General features: G+C 45.0%; 11 protein-coding genes. 4 read left to right on the plus strand and 7 right to left on the minus strand.

Annotation, left to right across the window (positions count from 1 at the left end; all coding sequences use genetic code 11):
• Positions 1-7: 7 nt before the first annotated feature.
• From ACN9MR_RS13280 to ACN9MR_RS13295, 4 genes are all read right to left on the minus strand, one after another.
• Positions 8-2,032 carry a RagB/SusD family nutrient uptake outer membrane protein gene (locus ACN9MR_RS13280; RefSeq protein ID WP_426330146.1) on the minus strand — a complete coding sequence of 675 codons (2,025 nt, stop codon included), beginning with the start codon at positions 2,030-2,032 and terminating at the stop codon, positions 8-10.
• A gap of 20 nt (positions 2,033-2,052) precedes the next feature.
• The gene (locus ACN9MR_RS13285; protein WP_426330147.1) at positions 2,053-5,199 is read right to left on the minus strand and encodes a SusC/RagA family TonB-linked outer membrane protein; all 3,147 of its coding nucleotides are present in this window, start codon (positions 5,197-5,199) and stop codon (positions 2,053-2,055) included.
• 584 nt (positions 5,200-5,783) lie between these two features.
• Positions 5,784-6,395, minus strand: coding sequence for a chemotaxis protein CheB (locus ACN9MR_RS13290; RefSeq protein WP_426330148.1), 612 nt, complete (start codon positions 6,393-6,395; stop codon positions 5,784-5,786).
• Between the two features lie 23 nt (positions 6,396-6,418).
• Positions 6,419-7,717 (minus strand): glycoside hydrolase family 71/99-like protein, encoded by a 1,299-nt coding sequence (locus ACN9MR_RS13295; protein WP_426330149.1) that lies wholly within the window; start codon positions 7,715-7,717, stop codon positions 6,419-6,421.
• Positions 7,718-8,264: 547 nt separating this feature from the next.
• Between ACN9MR_RS13295 and ACN9MR_RS13300 the strand changes: the two genes are divergently transcribed.
• Positions 8,265-10,814: a zinc-dependent metalloprotease gene (locus tag ACN9MR_RS13300; protein ID WP_426330150.1), complete on the plus strand. Its 2,550-nt coding sequence runs from the start codon at positions 8,265-8,267 to the stop codon at positions 10,812-10,814.
• A 511-nt stretch (positions 10,815-11,325) separates the two neighbouring features.
• Here ACN9MR_RS13300 and ACN9MR_RS13305 read toward each other — a convergent pair.
• The gene (locus ACN9MR_RS13305) at positions 11,326-12,342 is read right to left on the minus strand and encodes a LacI family DNA-binding transcriptional regulator (protein WP_426330151.1); all 1,017 of its coding nucleotides are present in this window, start codon (positions 12,340-12,342) and stop codon (positions 11,326-11,328) included.
• A 291-nt stretch (positions 12,343-12,633) separates the two neighbouring features.
• On the opposite strand from ACN9MR_RS13305, the gene ACN9MR_RS13310 reads away from it, so the two are divergent.
• From ACN9MR_RS13310 to ACN9MR_RS13320, 3 genes are all read left to right on the plus strand, one after another.
• On the plus strand, positions 12,634-13,446 hold the full coding sequence (locus tag ACN9MR_RS13310; RefSeq protein ID WP_426330152.1) for an AraC family transcriptional regulator: 813 nt from the start codon (positions 12,634-12,636) through the stop codon (positions 13,444-13,446).
• Between the two features lie 60 nt (positions 13,447-13,506).
• Positions 13,507-14,364 carry an NmrA family NAD(P)-binding protein gene (locus tag ACN9MR_RS13315; RefSeq protein ID WP_426330153.1) on the plus strand — a complete coding sequence of 286 codons (858 nt, stop codon included), beginning with the start codon at positions 13,507-13,509 and terminating at the stop codon, positions 14,362-14,364.
• A gap of 97 nt (positions 14,365-14,461) precedes the next feature.
• Positions 14,462-14,956: a hypothetical protein gene (locus ACN9MR_RS13320; RefSeq protein ID WP_426330154.1), complete on the plus strand. Its 495-nt coding sequence runs from the start codon at positions 14,462-14,464 to the stop codon at positions 14,954-14,956.
• A 59-nt stretch (positions 14,957-15,015) separates the two neighbouring features.
• Here the strand turns inward: ACN9MR_RS13320 and ACN9MR_RS13325 are convergent, their stop codons facing one another.
• Together ACN9MR_RS13325 and ACN9MR_RS13330 are read right to left on the minus strand one after the other, a co-directional pair.
• Positions 15,016-15,876 (minus strand): PorP/SprF family type IX secretion system membrane protein, encoded by an 861-nt coding sequence (locus ACN9MR_RS13325; protein ID WP_426330155.1) that lies wholly within the window; start codon positions 15,874-15,876, stop codon positions 15,016-15,018.
• Between the two features lie 14 nt (positions 15,877-15,890).
• Positions 15,891-23,372 carry an MBG domain-containing protein gene (locus tag ACN9MR_RS13330; RefSeq protein ID WP_426330156.1) on the minus strand — a complete coding sequence of 2,494 codons (7,482 nt, stop codon included), beginning with the start codon at positions 23,370-23,372 and terminating at the stop codon, positions 15,891-15,893.
• Between the last annotated feature and the right edge of the window lie 8 nt (positions 23,373-23,380).

Below are 23,380 nucleotides of genomic sequence, written 5' to 3' on the forward strand. Positions count from 1 at the left end.
TTGATTGTTAGTTACTCAGATTTGGTTTAAGCCCCTTTGCAACCTCAGAGGCAGGAATAGGCTCATAATAATTCCGTACAGGGAAGGTAAAGACGGAATTGCGCTCATCAAATCGGCAGTCAAAGATGTACTTGCCCAAAACATAATCCGCAGCCTGGTTCACAGCGCCCTTAGCGAACAGGAATGGGTTTAGTCTTCTCCATGTTCTGGTGTTTACCTCTTGATCAAAAGTCCTCCAACGGATCATGTCCCAATAAATCTTGTTTTCAAAGGCAAGTTCTTTTCTGCGTTCTATGCGGATAAGCTGAAGTCCGCGGTTAGGTGCAAGTACGTACCCGCCCGATGTCAGGGGTAGTGCCGCAGCTGATGAAAGTTCTCCAGCACTACCAAGCAGAACTGCTCCTGCTCTGCTCCGGATATCATTGATGCAGTTATAGGCATCTATCTGTAGATCAACTCCAGATACCGTTCCTCCGTTCTGAACCAGTTCCAGCGCAGCCTCGGCCCTGTTCAGCAGGATCTCCGCATAGCGCATCTCTATCCAGGACTGGATTGACATATGCAGTGCAGTCTGACTTACCATCATTGTAGGGTTAAGGTACTTTCTACCCGAAAACCCTGTTACAGTCGCCCATGCCGGGGTAGACAGGATACCATCAAGGCCAGTAGGCAAGATCTTTTCACCGGAAGCCAGAACGATCGGAACCTGTACTGCTGGGCGGTTGTCCGATGACTGTTTGATGTTGGCACTATAGTAAGCAAGGGTAGTATACGCGGTCTTGCTATCATCTGGGAAAAATTTTTGAAGGGGCACCGATGGATCAACACTCTCGATAAAGGTACCTCGGCGGATATCATGGTTCAGTCCTTTGAAGGGCTGTCCGGGAAGCAGAACAGTCCCGCGCAAACGGGGCTCCACATTGTCAAACAGTTCCCTGACATTGTTGTATACTTTATAGGTACCATCAGGATTAAGTGTATTAAGCTGTCCCTTCGCATTTTTGGGAAGGCCGTCGAAAAGCTCGACATAATCTAGGGTCGGACAGAACCTGTCACCATATGTCGAGGTCATATGCTGGGGAGACATCAATGCATCCCAGCTGTGCACAGCTTCAGGAAAGGAATAGCCCTTTACAAAAATATTCTCCGGACTGGCGGCATCAAGGAAAAGATCTGCGTAGTTATCAGCTGTAGAAAGCTTATCGGTTGCAGACCATTTCTTCCTATAGAGGCTATACTGGCCCTCAAGAAGTTTTGCAGCCTGCCAGCTTGCAGCAAAATAGCTATTGGCCATATTGGCCGGGATACCATTGAGCATAACATTATCTACCATATATGGCGTTCCATACCTTGCGATTGAGCCGGCGGTGAGCATTACCCTTGACTTGAAACCAGCAGCAATAAACCTGTTCGCCCTACCCTTATTTTCGCTTGTCGTGTTGAGCCCTGCTATTGCCAGGTCAAGATCTGAAGCTATAAAATCATAGCTCTGCTGTTCACTGCTCCTTGCGACGAGAAGTTTTCCCGGATCAACGCCGATATACTCGGTCTGGGCTTCCTTCAGTATAGGCACCCCACCATATCGTTTAACGATGGCAAAGTAGGTGTAGGCCCTGAGAAAATAAGCCTCGGCCTTCCACCGGGTAACGCTTTCTGCCGAGAGCCCCTGTTTTGGAAGTTCAGCAAGCAGGTAGTTGATATTCCGGATTTCCTTGTACGCCTCTGCAAAGTACCCTCTTGCAGGATTGATGAAGGCTCCGTTGTTCCGGTTTGCATTTTCGCCGGTATTGATCGACAGGGTACTTATTATGTTCCACGTATTGAAGCCATTGGTACCCTGGTTGTCCGCACTATACTTGAAGTCCTCTATCGGCAGGTTACTGTAAAGCGCTGCCATGTAGGCCTTGACCCCATCCTCTGTTCCCAGGGCGATATCATCTTGGATTATATTGGGAGGGGAAAGTTCCAACTTGTTGCAGGAAAATAATACACCGATCGATATCAGTGCTATGATAAAATTGATCTTTTTCATAATTTCTATCGATTCTAAAATTAAAACTTGATGTTAGCGCCGAAATTCACGGTCTTGTTCAATGGGTACATATATCCGTAAAGATTTGAAGGGTGCTCCGGGTCTACTCCTATCGCATTGGTGATGGTAAACAGATTATATGCGTTTGCATAGAAGCGTACCTGCTGCAGGCCCGCCTTTGAGATCAGTTTTTTCGGAAGCGAATAACCAAGCTCTATGCTCTTGACACGCAGATAAGAACCGTTCTGGATACCACGTTCGGAATCAATCTCGTAAACTGTACCGGAATAAGCATTGTATCCAGGTATCCAAACATTGGACGGATCATATGGATCCTTCTTCGCATCCTGTGGATGCCATCTGTCCATAAAGAAATCAAGTGCATTTTCAGATATAGTCTGATACATCTCTCCATATGCAACATAGGACATGCCAGCTCCCTGCAAGAGCACATTCAAATCAAATCCCTTGTAATCAGCACTGATATTCAGACCGAAGGTGAGCAGGGGATTATTCTGTTTGCTATTAAAATCTCCCGTAGGGTTCAAAGTGGTTGCAATGGGATGGCGGTCAAGATCATCGATTGTTCCGTCTCCGTTCCAGTCCTCATAGATATAGTCTCCGGGAAGCGCCGTCCTGGATACATAAACCGGGTACCGGGCGATCTCACTATAGCTCTGATATTGGCCTACATATCCCAGGCCGAACCAGACATCATTGTAGCGGTCAGTTGTGTTGTTCCTCCAGTTAAGGTACGAATTTCCGTCCATCGGACGCTCAACATACCTGCGCTTTGTCCTGGTAACCGAGACATTCCCGCTCAGGCTATAATTAAAGTCCTTACCGATGGAATTTCTATGGGTCAATTGCAGTTCCAGTCCACGGGTCTGATCAGAGTTCAGGTTTTCAAGTCCCGTCACCGCCCCGAAGGTCGCGGGAAAGGAAACCGAACGGTTTGCCGCTATCCCACTGCCATTGCGCTGATAGGCCTCGAAAGTAAGACCAAGCTTGCCTTTCCACATTTCGACATCAAGCCCAAGATTAAGCATTTTTCCCTCATACCATGTAAAATTAGGTGTTGGCAGTACGCGGAAATTGAGCGAATTTGTCCAAGCGTCAAAATAATAACCGTTTGCAAGAGCCTGTGAGTTACCTGTGGCCGGGTAGTCATATCCTGTCAGGTGCTGAAAATTCAGTCCGCTATCATTTCCAACAAGACCATAACTGGCACGCAGCTTAATGTTGTCTATGAAAGAAAGTGCTGCGTTGTCCTTAATAAAACTCTCTTCTGAAACCCTCCATCCCAGTGATCCAGATGGGAAGAAGCCCCATTTGTCAGTTGGTGGAAACCTAGAAGAACCGTCGCGTCTCACTGCAACTTCCAGGAGATACCGTGAGTTATAGGCATAGTTGATCCTTCCGATCATAGCCTTTCTGCTTGTTTCGAAAATATCTGATGGATTATTGAACCCCTGCTGGTTTAAAGAATTACCGGCAAACAGATATGGCAGTTGGATAGATAGTTCGCGCTGTGCCTGAAAAGCATCACCGGTATTGTTCTCTTCCTCATAGGCGGCAAAAAGCTTTAAGTCATGTTTGCCTGCAAAGGTGCGCTCATAATTCAGTGAAAACTGTAGAAGGTTGTTCGGCGTGGTACTATAACTCCGGTTGAGCTGATTGGGTATCTGATATTTCACCCCGGTATAACTGTTGGTCGCTGCATTGTAGTCATAGACCGAAAAGGTCTTCTGATAGGCGGTATTGTCTGTCAGGTTTGCATCGTAACTGAACAGTCCCCTGGCCGAAAGCCCTTTGATGAAAGGCACAGCATAATCCAGGCTGAACGAGCCCTGAAAAATCTTGTTGTTAAACTTTCGGAAACCGGACATCTCCGAATCCGCAATCGCTCCAGGATTAAAGTCGGCCTGGTTTCTGAAAAGATAATTGGGATTGTTGTTCGCATAATAAGGATCATCGGGGTGTGACCTCCAAAGATTCTTAAAAATCTCCCATGAATCCCTGTAGGGACGGTCCTGTTCATCGATGATCCCGCTGATGTTCATTGTTGCCTTAAGTGAGCGTGTTATCTGCGCACTCAGGTTTGATCTAAAGTTATATTTCTTATAGTTGAGGTCATCTGATTTCCATAGGCCGCCCTGCTTGGTATAGCCAAGGTTTAGAAAATAGGATATTTTACCTCCATCGGAGCTGCCACTGGCACTAAGGTTGTGCTGTGACTGTGCAGAGGTATTCCTCATCACCATGCCATACCAGTCAGTGCTCTGCTTGGTCCCATCAAGGAACGGCCTGATCACCTCATCAGAAAATGCTGGGACCGGAGAATTGACGTTATGCATCGAGCGTTCATTGAGAATTGTAAAACGGTCCACTGCATCAAGCGGCTTAGGCAGTCCCGAAGGTTTCTGAAAACCTGCGTATACCGAGTATTCGATTGTAGCCTTTCCAACTGCGCCTTTTTTTGTTGTCACAACGATTACCCCATTTGCAGCCCTTGCGCCATAAATAGCAGCAGAGGCATCTTTAAGAACTGAAATACTTTCGATCTCGTTAGGATCCAGTCTGGCCAGATTTCCCCTGGGTACTCCATCAATGATCACCAGTGGATTATTACCGAAGCCGCGGATATCGAACTGGTTGTTGAAGGTACCCGGTTCAGCTGTCCCCTGTACTACCCGGAGGCCGGGAACCTTACCGGTCAGCATATTCTGAACGTTCTGGTTCTTGGTGGTCACAATGTCCTTATTGGATACCGAAGCTACCGAACCGGTCAGACTGGCCTTCTTCTGTGTTCCATAACCGACCACAACCACTTCTTCCAATGAACTATTGGTCTCCGAAAGACTCATATTAAGTATTCCGTTCTGTGGTACCAGCCCCTCCTTGGGGTCGTAGCCAACAAATGAAAAGGTCAGTATTGCACCAGACGGGACGGCAATGGTGTATTCACCGTTTGTGTTTGTGGAGGTTGCGGTACTACCGCCTTTTACCTTGACAATAGCCCCCACTAGTGGACCTCCGGATCCATCTGACACTTTCCCCTTTACGGTAGTGTTCTGCGCCTGTACATTTATCGAAATGCAACAGGCAAGGAGGAAAAATAGTAGTTTTCTCATAAATTTATAGATTAAATATTGGTTAGATACCAATAGCTAATTTATCAGATACCACTAAAAAAGAATTAATAATTCCTTAATATGGCTGCCTTAAGCAGCTTTTTTTTAGAGAAAATACAGAATTCACTATTTTTTGGTTTAATAGCCTAAAACCATATGTTTTCTTAGACCGAAAAAAACACAATATCTACCTCTATTGGGCTACAGAACACTTTTTCTCTTACATTCAATAACCTCTCAGACATTGTTTTCGCTAAAGCTTCAAAGAAGAAGTTCTGTCATTTATTTGACAGTAATCCAGCTTCATCTGAGCATATTACCGTAGGAAAACTGAATAAACTCGGATTTTTCGAAGATCCTGTATCTGGAAGGAAGCGATGCTCCCCCGGCCCAGCATACCGCAGAACAGGAATTGCCATGAACATAAAGATTGGCAAATAAGTTTCAGTTCCGAAAAAGGAACCTTAGATGCAGCAAAAAGCTATGCGGGATGATAATAGGCGATAACAAAAGATAATTACAATTAAAAAAAGAGACAGCCTTATCCAAGGACCATCTCTGCTACTAACCAAAAACTGACACTATGAACTGTCAGTATCTTTTTATATATTAACATATCAATGCTTCATCACCAGTCCCTGCAATACAAAGCCGATCAAACTGGTGTGCAAAAGATAGTCTACTTCGAAGTGTTTCAGCACCGACACTGGTCCTTGGGGATATTTTGCCTCTGATGGATCCTGTACAATGCACTTGCCCCCGCTTGACAACAGGGAATTAATTGCCGTGGCACTGACTGGATCCTCACAGGAAAGTATTACTGCTACCACTCCTTTACCGAATAACCGCGCGGTCTGAAGCAAAATCCGATCGGAACGGGATGTATCATCTTCAGCGGTCTGTGAGAACAGGTTAGCTTCCTTGTCAATGCCTAAGAGACCGAGCGACATATAAATCTTCCCGTTCTCCAGGGGCTGTGGCCCGGTGTCTTCCGATACCCACTGAATCTCAGGGTACCCAAAAAAAAGACTGGATTCCCCTTTGATATCCCCCATATCATTGTCGATAAGGACAATAACAGGTGCCTGTATCCCTTTTCGCAGACCAGAGAGCAACTCTCTGAATGCCGATGCCGATCCTTTTCCGCCCAGTATGACAACAACCCTATCGACACCGCCTGGTACCTTGCCCGCTTTATTTTCTCGAATCACCGCTGTTGTACCTACCATCCCTTTTTCTTTGGTATCTAATTTTAATGGATATTATTTTCTCTTTTGGGCATTTTCACCTGCAGGGGTTTTATACCCTTTAACATCATTGAGGCCTCTCCGGTCAGCCACAGATAATGGTCCGACGGAACACCGTCCATATCGATGAACTTCACATCGCCCTTTTGAACAGGTGGAACATCCGTCCCCTTGAAGATAGCTGTAGCCTCGTTGACCTCATCAAACATCGCAACATATAGCATTTCGGCTCCCGATCTGATCGCCGTGGATATCTGTTGCCAGTAAAAGCGGCCTCCCTGCCTTGGTATTGAACCTGTTGGCTTTACATCATCCGGAAATTCATAGGTACTCAGGTTGTGCCAGCTGAATCCCGGTGTTATACAGGGAACATACTTCACTCCATTGTCCCTTGACCATTTCATATCGGCAATCAGAAGATCCCTGTAACGGTCCATATCGTTATGCAATAATGGTGTGAAACGCTGTACTGTCCAGGGAAGGATGATATCTGCTGAACGGATGATCTCGTGCAGGTATGGATCGCTGATCGCATCGCCCTCCAATGTGCGCCAATAGGCCGGCACCCCCAGCATTACCGCGCAACCACCATATACAGGATCGTTCTTGAGAAAATCGATCAGCCTTTTTAGACCTATGTCCCTTATATTGTATGGTCTGTCTGGAAATCCCACACCCCAGATGGCGACCACGGGTTTTCCATTCTCATTCAGATAGGTATTGACCCCTTTCTGATTTGTGACCTTAAGCTGGTCTACGAGAAACTTCCAGTCCTCAATGATCATAGAGCAGTCCTCTCCGCTAGCCTTCAGTCCTGAGAGATCATACATCACCGCTATCGCACGTCTGTTCTCGGAGGCCGCAGCAAGCGCATTCCGCAGCACTGGAGCGGTAGCTTCTCTTGAGGCAGGGGTTCTTGCATAGTCAATAAAACGCTGCATAAATACGCCATCCACCCCATAGGATTTCATCCAGCTGAAATGCAGGTCAACGGTACTTCTGTCGTATGAGCTGAAAAGTCTCGCTTTTTTTCCATCCGGCATCAGGAATGGAGTTTCGTAGGTTTTAGGGTATTCACTGACATCAGGCCACATATCTATACCTACTTTTTTTTCATTGGCAAAGTAATGGCTGAAGCCTTGATGGGCACTATCTCCCTCGGCCCTGAACCACCCCTGGTAGCCCGCCATCACGAGTCCCTTGTAGCTGGGAAAAATTGTATTAGTAGAATGTTTTCTCTGAGCGGAGACGTAAGTCAGGCCCAGTATGCATACCGCTTGGAACAGCACAAATCTTTTAAGCATCTTCTGGTTAGAATTAGGATTATAAATATTCAAATTTATCGCAGTCGCTTAATTATTCCTTAATTGTGCCTTAATTTCCTCTCTAGGGTTATGTTTTTTCTCTAAAAACAGAAAAGTCGTGGTCACCCAGAAGGAAACGCTTAACAAAAAGCAAACCTTTAACTGAAAAAACCTCAATTAACACCTTAAAACAACGTATTAAATCGGTTTATTTTCGAAAAAAAAGTCGTATACCGAAATATTTTCAGAAAAGCAAAAAACATTTGCTGGATTTTCTTCTAAGTATGACCTTTAGCGCAAGTTTATTGTAGGACAAAGATTAATAGAATGCCTCAAGTTATTTGATGGAAAAACCGGTGTACCTATTTAAGCCAAAATACATCACCTAAATCCTTCTAAAAAAGAACTCCCTTCTATCTGCCCCTGGTGACAGATAAAGTTGGAGTTTCAACCGGAACATAGTATACGCTGAAAATTCCATACACAGTTGGAACCGTTCCCCGAAATGGATACCGATGAAAGATAAAACAACTTTAAAAACACATATATGAAAAGATTATGCTTGACGGCCGCTATTGCGGCCATCAGTTTTTCGGTAACATCTGCACAGAACCGGCCTGGAAAGACAGTGCCCCGCGGAACTGCCCAACCACCTGCTGTTGCAGCCCCCACCGTGGGAGCAAATGCAGTGAACAGGCCACCAGCTTCCGGCCCCAAACCCTACAATCAGGTGATCACAGAAAAAGCGAAGACAGACAACGGTTTTTTTAAGGTCCACAATGTGGATGACAGGTACTACTTTGAGATACCGGACTCTCTGCTGGGAAGGGATATCCTTGTTGTGAACCGGATAAGCAAAGCCGCGGCTGGCGTAAGGGCGGGGATGAGCGGCTACGCTGGGGATGAGATCGGTGATAATGTGATCAGGTTCGAGAAAGGTCCATCGAACAGGATATTCTTAAAAAATATCTCCTTCGGTGAACGCGCCTCTGACACGACAGGGATGTACAGATCGGTTTTGAATTCTTCTCTTCAGCCGATATTGGCCTCATTCGACATAAAGGCCTACCATACGGATTCCATTACCAAGAGCAGCGCAAGTGTGATCGATATGCAGGATTACCTTAACGGAGATAATGATGTATTCTTTTTCGATGCACAGACCAAAAGATCATTTTCTCTTGGTGCAGCTGTGCCCGACCGTTCCTACATATCCAATATAAGGGCTTTTCCGGCTAACATTGAGGTGAGGACCGTAAAGACATACATGAAGATGCCTGCCCCTGTCCCAGGTGCGGTTTCTGGAGGGCCGGTAACCTTCGAACTCAACAGCTCAATTGTACTGCTTCCCCGCAATCCGATGAAGCCCCGTTTCTACGATCCACGCGTTGGTTACTTTGCCACAGGTTATGTCGATTTCGATGCCAACCCACAAGGGGTCAAAAGAATCTCCATGATCACCCGATGGAAGCTTGAACCAAAACCTCAGGATGTTGAGCGTTATCTCAAAGGAGAGTTGGTAGAGCCGGCCAAACAGATTGTTTTTTATATTGATCCGGCCACACCAAAAAAATGGATTCCATATCTTATACAGGGTGTTAACGACTGGCAGGCTGCATTCGAAAAAGCAGGCTTCAAAAACGCAATCATAGCCAAAGAGGCTCCAAAAGACCCAAACTGGAGCATTGATGACGCAACCCATAATGCCATCGTGTACAAACCATCCGATATTCCCAATGCCTCTGGGCCGCACGTCCACGATCCCAGGAGTGGAGAGATCATTGAAACCCATGTCAATTGGTACCACAATGTGATGAGCCTTGTGCGCAATTGGTATATGATCCAGGCTGCAGCAATTGACCCGAAAGCAAGGAAAATGACATTTGATGACAAGCTGATGGGTGAACTGATCCGCTTCGTCTCTTCGCATGAGATCGGACATACCCTGGGTCTGAGGCACAATTTTGGTTCCTCCTCTACCGTACCTGTTGAAAACCTGAGAAACAAACAATGGGTAGAAGCGAACGGGCACACACCATCTATTATGGATTATGCACGTTTCAACTACGTTGCCCAGCCAGAAGACAACATTTCAGAAAAAGGCATTTTCCCAAGGATAAACGACTACGATAAATGGGCGATTGAATGGGGATATAAATGGATGCCCGAGTATAAGACTGCTGAGGCAGAATCACCATTCCTGAACCGCTGGATCATCGACCGGACCTCAGCAAACAAACGGTTATGGTTCGGTACCGAAACGGACCCGAACGATCCACGGTCGCAAAGTGAAGATCTCGGTGACAATGCTATGCTTGCCGGCACCTATGGAATAAAAAACCTAAAACGCATAATTCCCAATATCCTGACCTGGACCAGAACACCTGGAAGCGATTACGATGATGCAAGGATGATCTATAACGAGGTTACTACACAGTTTGGACGTTACATCGGGCATGTGCTCAAAAATGTGGGCGGAATATACTCGACACCAAAGACTGTTGAGGAACAGGGGCCACAGTTCGTCATTACCCCATATTCACGCCAAAAGGATGCTGTATCTTTTCTGAGCCGTGAACTGTTCAAAACACCGAAATGGCTCATCAGCAGCGAGCTTATCGGAAAGGCAGGTATCGATCCATTGAATACGATAAAAAGCCTGCAGGCTATTGCTCTGGGCAGGCTGCTCAATGCCTCAACCTTTTTAAAACTACTCAGTGCCGAGGCAACCAATGGAGCAAAAACGTACAGGGCGACTGAACTGATTGCTGACCTTAATGCCTCCATCTGGACTGAGCTACCTTCCCATGCCCCAATAGATATCTACCGCAGGAATCTGCAAAAATCTTTTGTAGAAAGTATGTCGCAGCTGATGAAGGGTGCTTTGCCGTTACAGTTCCCGGTACCGGGACAACTGACGGTAAGGCAGATGGATCCTATTGGTTCAGATATTCCCAGTATTGCACGTGGATACCTTACACAACTGAGAGCGGATATCAAGAAAGCAACCCCATCAACTACAGGGATTACCAGATACCATCTTCAGGATATGTCCTACAGAATAGGTAAGATCTTAGAAGGGGAACAGAACAAGTAATTTAGTGAGAAACCAAGACAGCCGCATGAAACTGCGGCTGTTTTTTTATGGGCATCCGACAATCTTCATTGAATCTCCAGCAAACGGCACAAGAGAATCCATACCCTTATCATTTTTAACGAAAAAGATCACCAAAAGAAAAAAGAAGCATCAGAAAATAACATCTAGACCTTCAAATATAGGCCTTATGCATTAGAGTTAATCATCGCGGGGTATCCTTGTATGTTAAAAGTATACGGGAACAGCCATCTTATGGTTCTATTTTTCGCATTGCCACCGCTTAGCTCTTCTGAACCTTCTTATCGACATTATCGGAAGCTTGCCTCCCAACCCCCAGCTTCACTGTTTACCGCTCCAGCCAAAAAGCTTAAAAAACCGCTTACCACATCTATCGAAAATGTCCTATGCCAAGAAAGGAATATCTCATGCCGCTGGCAAAAAAGGGCACCATTACGCCCTGCATAGAGTGTGGAGAATACTTGGCAATAGTTTCTGTGGTAAAGCATTTATTTTACGTTTTTGGTTCACTCGACTTACGAAAGTTCAGTTTGCAGGGAACATTCAATGTTGAAAAGGTGCCCAGTTCAGTTCTATGGTCAAGTTTCGCCAAAAGAATTTTCATAATATTATGTGCGATCTTTTCCAAAGGCTGTTCGATCGCAGTAACAGATGGAGATATAAGTTCCAATAGTTCGAAATCATCAAAGGATATAACTGCGACGTCATCACTCAATCCTCCATCTGCTTCCCTAAGTGCCCTAAGCCCTTCCATGGTGATATAATTTGCACCGAATATAACAGAATCAACCTGCCCCAGCTTTAAAAATTTTCGGATCTCAGCTACTGCACTCCCCGGTCTTTCGTATTCGATTTCCAGGATGGATTCCTCTCCCCCATGGTTCAGGATAGCATTGCGATAGCCATCCAACCTATCAAGCATCTGTTGCTGCTGCGTTTTTGCCGTAACAAAAGCACATTTCCTATATCCATTCTCCATCAGATGTTTGGTAGCAGTGAAGGTAGTTGCAAAATTATCGACCAGAACATAGTCTGCAGAAATCTCCGGAATATAACGGTCGAAAAGTACAACAGGAACCTCCGTAGCAATGATTTTTTTGATTTCTTCCTCCATACCATCAGGGACGGCCATAATGTATCCATCCACCTTATGTTGGGTAAACAGATCAATAAGTTCTGCAAATTTGTCCTTGTCCTTACCGATACTGCTGAAAAGGATCTTATACCCCTTCGATCTTGCTTTTTCCTCAAGAAAACTTGCTATACCCGAAAAAAATGGAGCAGATATATTCTCTACTAAAAACCCGATTGTGTTGGATTTTCCCGTTCTGAGGCTTTTTGCAAAGGAATTGGGCCGGAAGCCTACTTCCGCAACCAGATCGAGAACCTTCTTGGTCACTTCTTTGCTTATGCTCTTTTCAGTAGCCTTCCCGTTAATGACAAAGGAAACAGTGGTTATGGAGATGTTCAGCCTTTGTGCTATATCTTTTATCGATATCTTTTTGAGCATTGGATTTCTGTTATTTTCACTTTTTATGAATTAGGCCATCCCAAATAAGTTGATATAGATCCTACAAATAGATTCCAAAAAGGCTTATTGGTTAGCTTAAAGCCAAACATATCCAGATTGGTTAAAAACTCCTTAAAAAAAGCTTAAAAAGCTATTTTTTGGATAAATTATTACTTTAAATGACAGGAAAAGTGCCGAACACTCTATTAATCTCCGGTTCAACCTGCATAATCTTGGATCAGGTATGCTAAATTTGTATCTTAGGGAAACCTGTTTATCCATTATCATTTTATGAGGTATCGGCAAATACTTCCATCTGCCAGCCTTAGAGATTTCATAAGGTACTATTGGATACTCGAACACGACTGTACCGGGTACTCCCCTAACGTATTTAAGATATTTTCGGACGGTTGTCCGGGGCTGATTTTTCAGATCACCGGCAATCCATCGGTGGATAAAAAAAACGATAAGCTACCGGACCTGTTTATCTATGGCCAGACTACAAAGCATAGCCAGCACACTTCTTGGGGAAAATTCCGGACAATCGGTATCTACTTTTATCCAAATGGCCTTCAATCAATTTTCGGGATCGATGCTAACGATCTGACAGATACCTCAATAGACTTATGTTTGCTCGATCAGGGAGCTGACATGCTGGTTGACAGGTTATTTCACGCAGACTCGGATTACAACAGGATAGAGATTTTATCCTCATATCTTTTCGAAAAAATCCTCACGAGAAAGGTAAAAAGACGCTTTCAGTTTCTGGACCCTATACTGGCTATCCAAAGAAACAGCATGAGAAAAACAATAAAAGAGATACAAGATGAGCTCCATATTTCCGAAAGGAGCCTGGAGCGGTTATTTAACCAGTCAATCGGGATTCCACCCAAACTGTTCTTAAGGATAATGCGCTTTCAGTCGGCCCTGACCGAGCTCCGTGGCGAGCAATCGAGAAGTTTATCAGAAATAGCCTTAATGCATAACTATTCTGACCATTCACACTTCATCAGGGAGTTCAAAGAGTTCTCAGGGCTACAGCCAAAACAGTTCAACACCCGGACCAAGGAGATAGTTGAAAATTTCCCTTTACTACGGGACTGATATTGTCGTTTTTATTCTATTATAAAGATAGGGGCAACTGTATTTTTGCTTAAAAAAATTATGATAGCAATAACAGGAGCCAACGGAAACCTCGGGCGGGCCACCATCGATTTCCTTCTACAAAAAGTAAAGGCGAACAACATTACAGCAATTGTCAGAAACCCTCAACGGGCCTCAAGTCTGGAAGAGCTGGGGGTAAACATAAGGATAGCAGATTATAATGACAGCTATGCACTTGAAAACGCCTTTAAGGGCGTTGATCACCTTGTCCAGATTTCGACGACAAGTATCGGTCAAAAAGGTATAGACCAGGAGAACAGTACCGTCACTTCGGCAATTAAGGCCGGGGTAAGCCATATTATCTATACAAGCAGTGTTAAACCCAGTTCAAAGGCACATTTTATTGCAGCAAGACAATCCATTGAAACCGAAAACACCATAATGAGCTCACAGCTCTCTTACACTTTTTTCAGGAACAGCCTGTACATGGAGGCTTTACCGGCCCTATTGGGCAGCATGGTTGACGAAGGGGTAATCAATTATCCGGCAGGAAAGGGAAAAATTAGTTTTGTTTCGAGGATGGACATAGCAGAAGCCATCGGTAAGGTAGCTCTATCTCCCGAAAACCATAAAAACGCCATTTATGAAATTACGGGCAGCCATGCCTATACATTTTCTGAGCTGGCAGAGGTGATAAACTCCGTAAAGAAAAATGGCACAGCCTTCTGTGACATCCCACTCAATGACTATAGGGAAGAATTGGAGCAATACCAGGTACCCGCAGAAGTCATTGATCTTTTGGTCAGCATGGCAAAAGGGATCAGTAGCAACGAATTTTCATTTGTCGATGAGAAACTAAAAACTTTGCTTGACAGGGATCCTGTAACTTTGAATACATATTTACGCAAAACACTTTAGGATGTTGTTTAAACAGGGACACCCTGAAGGCATTAAAGCGGGAACAGTTACATTGGCATTCAGAAAATGGAAGAAACTGTCCATTTAGCGGGGCAGCGTGATAAAAACCAGCGTCGGCGTGATAGAAGTGGTTGATATTTCTGAAACGGCACTTTCTGCAATCACAGGTAAAGATGCTGAAAATGCGGGGTTCCCTGATTTAAAAACCTTAGCAGATATACTTCAGGAGGCTGCTATTGGCACTATCTACAAAATCCGTGTCAGGTACAGGTCGGAAGACCCACGTTTGGCGCTGAGGGTGAAAACCGTATTAAATGAATATGAGCTTGTATTCTTAAAACGCAAGATCAACCGGCTTGATCAGTTCAGCAAGCAGGGATATTGGACGAAGACTGTATTATTGGCCATCAAGCAGCAGCATCCCAGATTAAGGGCAGCGGACCTCGCATCTATAACCGGCAAAGAAAAGGAATGGCTGAAAATTAATATCAGACAACTTAAAAACCTTGGGCTGACCATAAGCCACGAGCCTGGATACACACTCTCCGCCAAAATGGTTTCAAAAACCAACAAAAGCCTGAAAATCGTATGATAGCAGGCTTTTTTCGTTTCAAAATAGCCTCTTCTTCCTTATTCACATATCGAGCCCGGTTACCAATTAATCCCCAGGTTGATCTCAAAACTTCCTGCGGTATATCCGCTTAATGCCCCGGTCTGTGTGGTATAGGCTGTATTGATTATGTATTTCTTTTTATAATGCAGCCCAACACCGAAACTTGCAGCCTTACTGGTATGGTACATGGCCGTAAAGAGTACCTGTTGGTTGGCGATGCCCAACTGTCCACCGACATCAACAATATCCGCTATCTCGGTAAAGGAACGGTAGGCTACCTTCGGCTGGATCAGGTTTTCACCTAGATGTATCTTATAGCCCGCCGAGGCGTAGACAACCGGCGTATTGACAAGTTTAAAATTATCCTTCTTGAAATAGTTTTTCAGGTTTACCAGTGCAAAATCGATGTTGAAACGTTCGGTTGTCACTCCTGTACCAAAATCCCCGTCAAAATAGGTTTTGTGATCGGTATTGTATGCACCTATCTGGTTATCGTTCGGATTGCCGATCAGGTCCTGCATGTCTATCCGCTGGTTCATAAAACCTGCCGACAGGCCAAAGTGCAGTCTGGCGGAAGGGCTCAGCGGAAGGTGATAGGCATAACTTGCAAGGATACGCGTCTGCCTCTGCAGGCCGGCCTTATCCAGGTTCAGGTTCAGCCCTACGCCTACCCTTTCCCATCCATAGGTGGCGCTAAGGTTCTGAACCAGCGGCGCACCGGGGATATTGTTCCACTGGGAACGGAAGGCAAGGTCTACTTCGGCCCCTTCTTTATAGCCGGCCATTGCCGGGTTGGCAAGGTAAGTATTGTTGAAATACTGGTTTAACAACGGGCTGGTCTGGGCCTTTACATTCGAAAACCCGATCAGAGCAGCCAGTATCAATATTTTTGTTTTCATGCTTTTCATTTTTCTTAACGGTTTCTGATAATCGTGATAAATCCCTTCTGAACAAGTTTGCCAGGGCCATAGGTAATGATATAGTAGTAGGTACCTTCAGCAAGATCGCTTCCTCCGGCCGTACCGTTCCAGCTGTTGTCATATCCTTTTTTATTGTACATTTCCCTGCCTCCACGGTCAAATATCCTCACCTCGTTGCTGGGGTACATATCAATGTTCTGTACGGTCCAGGTATCATTCACCCCGTCACCGTTAGGTGTCAGGATATTCGTAGCCACAAGTTTATAATCTTCGGCCACTGTAATGGTGATCGCCCCTGTGCTGTTGCATCCACTGGCATTGGTTACGCGGACAGTATAAGTAGTGGTCTGTGACGGACGGACGGTTAACGTTGCCGTGTTCTGCCCGCTTATAATTCCACTGGCTGTTGACCAGCTATAACCGGTTCCACCGCTGGCGGTCAATACTGTGGTTTCACCCTTACTGATCTCCGTACCTTTGCTGCTTACAATGTTTACCGAAGGAAGTGCATTGATGGTCAGTGTACCGTTCACATAAACAAAACTGTAATTACCCGATGCACCATTTGCTGGAACAAGAACATAAGTGCCTGCAACATTTCTGTTGGCAGTAGTGCTTACTGTTGGTTTAGTGCTTAATACATTTTCAGTATCTCCCAATTTAAAGCCGCTATAGCTCACACCAAATGTTGGAAAACCATCTGACTGGCACATTGATGCATTGTTTGCCGAAACAGTAAGAACTGCTTTGTTTACCGTCAGGTCAGCTCCTATGTAAGTCAGTGTATAATTGCCGTTTAATGCCAGGCTTCCCTGATTGATGGCGTAGGTAGCCACATTTTCACCGGCAGCCCTGCTTAAGGATCCAGTAAAGCTATCGCCTGTCAACAATGCCGGAGCGAAAGTATAAGTTAAAGCAGGATCGGCATCACCATAAGTTTTGTTTTTCGCAGCCGCTGTTACCGTAACTGTTTTCTTGCCAATGGTCAGGTTGGCTCCCACATAGGTTAAGGTATAGTTGCCGTTCAATGCAAGTGTTCCCTGATTAATGGCATAAGTACCCACGTTTTCACCAGGCAACCTGGTCAATGATCCTGTAAAAGTATCAGTACCTGATAATGCACGAGCAAACGTATAGGTCAATGCCGGATCGGCATCACCATAGGTTTTGTTTTTCGCTATAGCGGTTACCGTAACTGTTTTCTTGCCGATCGTTAGATCAGCTCCGATATAGGTTAAAGTATAGTTGCCGTTCAATGCAAGTGTTCCCTGATTAATGGCATAAGTGCCAACATTTTCACCAGCTGCCCTGATTAATGATCCTGTAAAAGTATCAGTACCTGATAATGCAGGAGCAAACGTATAGGTCAATGCCGGATCGGCATCACCATAGGTTTTGTTTTTCGCTATAGCGGTTACCGTAACTGTTTTCTTGCCGATCGTTAGATCAGCTCCGATATAGGTTAAAGTATAGTTGCCGTTCAATGCAAGTGTACCCTGGGTAATGGCATAGGTACCCACGTTTTCACCAACTGCCCTGGTTAATGATCCTGTAAAAGTATCAGTACCTGATAATGCAGGAGCAAACGTATAGGTCAATGCCGGATCGGCATCGCCATAAGCTTTGTTTTTCGCTACCGCGGTTACCGTAACTGTTTTCTTGCCGATCGTTAGATCAGCTCCGATATAGGTTAAAGTATAATTGCCGTTCAATGCAAGTGTACCCTGATTAATGGCATAAGTGCCAACGTTTTCACCAGCTGTCCTGATTAATGATCCTGTAAAAGTATCAGTACCTGATAATGCAGGAGCAAACGTATAGGTCAATGCCGGATCGGCATCGCCATAGGTTTTGTTTTTCGCTGCTGCTGTCACCGTGACTGTTTTCTTGCCGATGGTCAGATCAGCACCAACATAAGTTAAGGTATAATTAGCATTCAAGGCTAGTGTACCCTGGTTAATGGCATAAGTACCAATATTCTCACCAACTGTTCTGGTCAGGCTTCCGCTAAAGCTATCGCCTGTCTGCAATGCAGGAGCGAAAGTGTAGGTTAAAGCAGGATCGGCATCACCATAGGTTTTGTTTTTCGCTGCCGCTGTTACCGTGACTGTTTTCTTGCCGATGGTCAGATCAGCACCAACATAAGTTAAGGTATAATTAGCGTTCAAGGCTAGTGTACCCTGGTTAATCGTATAAGTACCTACGTTTTCACCAACTGTTCTGGTCAGGCTTCCGCTAAAGCTATCACCTGTTTGCAATGCAGGAACGAAAGTATAGGTTAAAGCAGGATCTGCATCACCATAGGTTTTGTTTTTCGCTGCCGCTGTTACCGTGACTGTTTTCTTGCCGATGGTCAGGTTAGCACCAACGTAAGTTATGATATATTTCCCGTCAAGGGCAAGTGTGCCCTGGCCGATTGCATAGGTACCGATATTCTCACCGACTGCCCTGCTTAAAGAGCCGCTGAAGCTGTCGCCAGCCTGTAGCGCCGGAGCGAAAGTATAAGTTAAAGTAGGATCGGCATCACCATAGGTTTTGCTTTTCGCTATAGCGGTTACCGTTATTACGGTTTTCGCTTCAATGGTCAGATCAGCTCCGATATAGGTTAAAGTATAGTTGCCGTTCAATGCAAGTGTACCCTGGGTAATGGCATAGGTACCCACGTTTTCACCAACTGCCCTGGTTAATGATCCTGTAAAAGTATCAGTACCTGATAATGCAGGAGCAAACGTATAGGTCAATGCCGGATCGGCATCGCCATAAGCTTTGTTTTTCGCTACCGCGGTTACCGTAACTGTTTTCTTGCCGATCGTTAGATCAGCTCCGATATAGGTTAAAGTATAATTGCCGTTCAATGCAAGTGTACCCTGATTAATGGCATAAGTGCCAACGTTTTCACCGGCTGTCCTGATTAATGATCCTGTAAAAGTATCAGTACCTGATAATGCAGGAGCAAACGTATAGGTCAATGCCGGATCGGCATCGCCATAGGTTTTGTTTTTCGCTGCTGCTGTCACCGTGACTGTTTTCTTGCCGATGGTCAGATCAGCACCAACATAAGTTAAGGTATAATTAGCATTCAAGGCTAGTGTACCCTGGTTAATGGCATAAGTACCAATATTCTCACCAACTGTTCTGGTCAGGCTTCCGCTAAAGCTATCGCCTGTCTGCAATGCAGGAGCGAAAGTGTAGGTTAAAGCAGGATCGGCATCACCATAGGTTTTGTTTTTCGCTGCCGCTGTTACCGTGACTGTTTTCTTGCCGATGGTCAGATCAGCACCAACATAAGTTAAGGTATAATTAGCGTTCAAGGCTAGTGTACCCTGGTTAATCGTATAAGTACCTACGTTTTCACCAACTGTTCTGGTCAGGCTTCCGCTAAAGCTATCACCTGTTTGCAATGCAGGAACGAAAGTATAGGTTAAAGCAGGATCTGCATCACCATAGGTTTTGTTTTTCGCTGCCGCTGTTACCGTGACTGTTTTCTTGCCGATGGTCAGGTTAGCACCAACGTAAGTTATGATATATTTCCCGTCAAGGGCAAGTGTGCCCTGGCCGATTGCATAGGTACCGATATTCTCACCGACTGCCCTGCTTAAAGAGCCGCTGAAGCTGTCGCCAGCCTGTAGCGCCGGAGCGAAAGTATAAGTTAAAGTAGGATCGGCATCACCATAGGTTTTGCTTTTCGCTATAGCGGTTACCGTAACTGTTTTCTTGCCGATCGTTAGATCAGCTCCGATATAGGTTAAAGTATAGTTGCCGTTCAATGCAAGTGTACCCTGGTTTATGGCATAGGTACTCACGTTTTCACCGGCTGCCCTGGTTAATGATCCTGTAAAAGTATCAGTACCTGCTAACGCCGGGGCAAAAGTATAGGTCAGTGCCGGATCGACATCGCCATAAGCTTTGTTTTTCGCTACCGCGGTTACCGTAACTGTTTTCTTGCCGATCGTTAGATCAGCTCCGATATAGGTTAAAGTATAGTTGCCGTTCAATGCAAGTGTTCCCTGATTAATGGCATAAGTGCCAACGTTTTCACCAGGCAATCTGCTTAAGGATCCCGTAAAGCTATCACCTGTCTGCAATGCAGGAGCGAAAGTATAGGTCAATGTCGGATCGGCATCACCATAGGCTTTGCTCTTCGCTACAGCGGTCACCGTTACCGTTTTCTTGCCAATGGTAAGATCTGCACCAACATAAGTCAAGGTATAATTGCCGTTAAGTGCCAATGTACCCTGTGCAATCGCATAGGTGCCAAGATTTTCACCAACCGTCCTGGTCATGCTTCCACTGAAGCTGTCGCCTATTATTAATACAGGACTAAAAGTATAGGTAAGCGCCGGATCGGCATCGCCATAACCTTTATTCTGTGCCACCGCTGTAACTATGATGCTTTTTTTGCCGATTACCAAATCTGCACCTGTATAGCTAAGTGTATAATTTGTGCTTAAGGCTAATGTACCCTGTCCAATAGCATAATTCCCAACGTTCTCTCCTACTGCGCGGCTTAAACTGCCCGTAAACGAATCGCCCCTAACCAGGGCCGGAGCAAAGGCATAGGTCAATACAGGATCGGCATCGCCATACGTTTTAGCTTTCGCAGCAGCCGTAACTGTAACCGTTTTCTTACCGATTACTAAATCTGCAATATTAAACGTTAAGGTATAGTTTGTGCTTAAGGCTAAAGTACCCTGCCCAATAGCATAACTGCCAATGCTCTCGCCCACAGCACGGCTAATATCTCCACTAAACGAATCACCAGTAGCCAATGCCGGAGCAAAGGTATAGGTCAATGTAGGATCGGGATCGCCATACGTCTTAGCTTTTGCAGCGGCTGTAACCGTAACCGTTTTCTTATCGATTACTAGGTTGACGCCTGTATAAGTCAGGGTATAGTTTGAGCTTAAAGATAACGTACCCTGTCTAATAGCATAACTGCCAATGTTCTCTCCAACGGCACGGGTTAAATTACCTGTAAACACATCGCCTGTAGCCAATGCCGGGGCAAAAGTATAGGTCAATGTAGGATCGGCATCACCATAGGTCTTATTTTTTACCTCAGCGGTAACCGTAATCGTTTTCTTATCGATCACTAAGTTGGCACCTGTATAAGTTAAGGTATAGTTAGGGCTCAGTGCCAAATTGTTCTGCCCAATAGCGTAATTTCCGATGCTCTCTCCTACGGCACGGGTTAAACTACCCGTAAACACATCGCCTGTAGCCAATGCCGGAGCAAAAGTATAGGTCAATACAGGATCCACATCGCCATACGTCTTGGTTTTCGCCTCAGCGGTAACCGTAATCGTTTTTTTTCCGATCACTAAGTCAGCACCCGTATAAGTTAAGGTATAGTTAGGGCTCAGTGCCAAATTGTTCTGTCCAATAGCGTAATTTCCGATGCTCTCTCCTATGGCACGGGTTAAACTACCCGTAAACACATCGCCTGTAGCCAATGCCGGAGCAAAAGTATAGGTCAATACAGGATCCATATCGCCATAAGTCTTGGTTTTCGCCTCAGCGGTAACCGTAATCGTTTTTTTGCCGATCACTAAGTCAGCACCCGTATAGGTTAAGGCATAGTTAGAGCTCAGCGCCAAATTGTTCTGGCCTATGGCATAACTGCCAACGCTTTCTCCTACCGCACGGCTAATATTACCGGTAAACGAGTCACCAGTAGCCAATACCGGAGCAAAGGTATAGGTCAATGTAGGATCGGCATCACCGTACTCTTTAGCTTTAGCAACTGTAGTAACTGCAATGGTACGTTTACCAATTACCAAATCTGCGCCCGCATAGCTAAGTGTATAATTTGATTTCAAAGCTAATGTACCTTGTCCAACAGCATAATTCCCAACGTTCTCTCCTACGGCACGGGTTAAACTACCCGTAAACACATCGCCTGTAGCCAATGCCGGAGCAAAGGTATAGGTCAATGTAGGATCAGCATCGCCATACGTCTTAGCTTTTGCAGCAGCCGTAACCGTAATGGTTTGGTTGCCAATTACAAGATCTGCACCTGTATAAGTCAGGGTATAGTTTGAGCTTAAAGATAACGTACCCTGTCCAATAGCATAACTGCCAACGTTCTCTCCCATGGCACGGGTTAAACTACCCGTAAACACATCGCCCGTAGCCAATGCCGGAGCAAAAGTATAGGTCAATGTAGGATCGGCATCGCCATAGGTCTTATTTTTTACCTCAGCGGTAACCGTAATCGTTTTCTTATCGATCACTAAGTTGGCACCTGTATAGGTTAATGTATAATTTGGGCTTAATGCAAGATTGTTCTGACCAATAGCGTAGCTACCAATGCTCTCGCCAACAGCACGGCTAATATCTCCACTAAACGAATCACCAGTAACCAACGCCGGAGCAAAAGTATAGGTCAATACAGGATCCACATCGCCATACGATTTGGCTTTAACCGCGGCCGTAACTGCCACGGTTAATTTATTGACAATAAGATTCTGTTCAACAGGAATTGCTGCACTGTAGCTAGAATTTCCGGCCTGACTTGCCGTTATTTTCGCAGTACCTACGCCAACAATTGTTACTACATTTCCACTAATGGTAGCAACTGCTGTATTGTTAGAGCCATAGCTAATTGTTAATCCAGAGCTTGCTGTTTCGGGCAAGGTAAAAGTAGCGTCGCCATACGTTTTCGCCGAAGGTGCATTAAACGTAATAGTTTGAGCGGCGGCTAAACGTGTTAACGTTGTTGTATATGTTTTTGTTATAGTTCCATCTTGTGCGGTAACAACTGTTGTAAGCGTATTGCTTCCTACAGCTAAAGCAATTGCTCCGGATTCGTTTCCACTAACAACGGTTACTCCATTAACGGTGATAGTCGCATTAGCGTCTTCGCGAATTGGAGTTACAGTAACAGACGTCACACTGTTAGCAACCGAAGCGGTATAACTTAGCGTTGCAGGCGCAAAAGTTGGCGAAAGTGTTCCATCACTTAATACCAGTGCCGATAAGTTGGCATTGGTAGAGATAGCAACCGCAAAATTTGCTGGATCACTGGCAGATAACGTGGTAAATGATGTACCCGTAAATGAATTCTCAATATACTTAGTCGTTGCATTTATCGTTGAACCCGAGCTAACGATATAACTACTTGCAATACTAGTTGGCTTATGAACCAACTGCAGTAAGTTTTCGGTGTTACCATTTAATTCGCCTATCAAATAGTAAAGTCTAAACGTTCCCGAATAAACAAGTGGTGCACTAAAGGTATATGTTCTATTTATTCCGGAACCAACAGTACCAACCACAGGAGTGACTGATTTATCTATACTAAGTGCAGATATGGTAAGATCAGCCGACGGCGTTAATACTAAACCGTCTGTAGATAGTATCGTTCCTGTTTTTATGTGTATTCCCTCTGTACCTGCTTTTAGTTGTGCGTTTGCATCAATAAAAAAGAAGCAGCTTATGAGGAATAAAATTATTAATTTATAACAACTTTTCATTCCAATTT

The sequence above is a fragment of the Pedobacter sp. R-06 genome (assembly GCF_049913135.1).
Classification (GTDB): Bacteria; Bacteroidota; Bacteroidia; order Sphingobacteriales; family Sphingobacteriaceae; genus Pedobacter.

Coding starts and splice junctions, on each gene's coding strand:
- ACN9MR_RS13295 (WP_426330149.1), bottom strand. CDS start 7,717: ATGCTTAAAAGATTTGTGCTGTTCCAAGCGGTATGCATACTGGGCCTG.
- ACN9MR_RS13305 (WP_426330151.1), bottom strand. CDS start 12,342: ATGCTCAAAAAGATATCGATAAAAGATATAGCACAAAGGCTGAACATC.
- ACN9MR_RS13325 (WP_426330155.1), bottom strand. CDS start 15,876: ATGAAAACAAAAATATTGATACTGGCTGCTCTGATCGGGTTTTCGAAT.
- ACN9MR_RS13310 (WP_426330152.1), top strand. CDS start 12,634: ATGAGGTATCGGCAAATACTTCCATCTGCCAGCCTTAGAGATTTCATA.
- ACN9MR_RS13290 (WP_426330148.1), bottom strand. CDS start 6,395: ATGGTAGGTACAACAGCGGTGATTCGAGAAAATAAAGCGGGCAAGGTA.
- ACN9MR_RS13300 (WP_426330150.1), top strand. CDS start 8,265: ATGAAAAGATTATGCTTGACGGCCGCTATTGCGGCCATCAGTTTTTCG.
- ACN9MR_RS13315 (WP_426330153.1), top strand. CDS start 13,507: ATGATAGCAATAACAGGAGCCAACGGAAACCTCGGGCGGGCCACCATC.
- ACN9MR_RS13330 (WP_426330156.1), bottom strand. CDS start 23,372: ATGAAAAGTTGTTATAAATTAATAATTTTATTCCTCATAAGCTGCTTC.
- ACN9MR_RS13280 (WP_426330146.1), bottom strand. CDS start 2,032: ATGAAAAAGATCAATTTTATCATAGCACTGATATCGATCGGTGTATTA.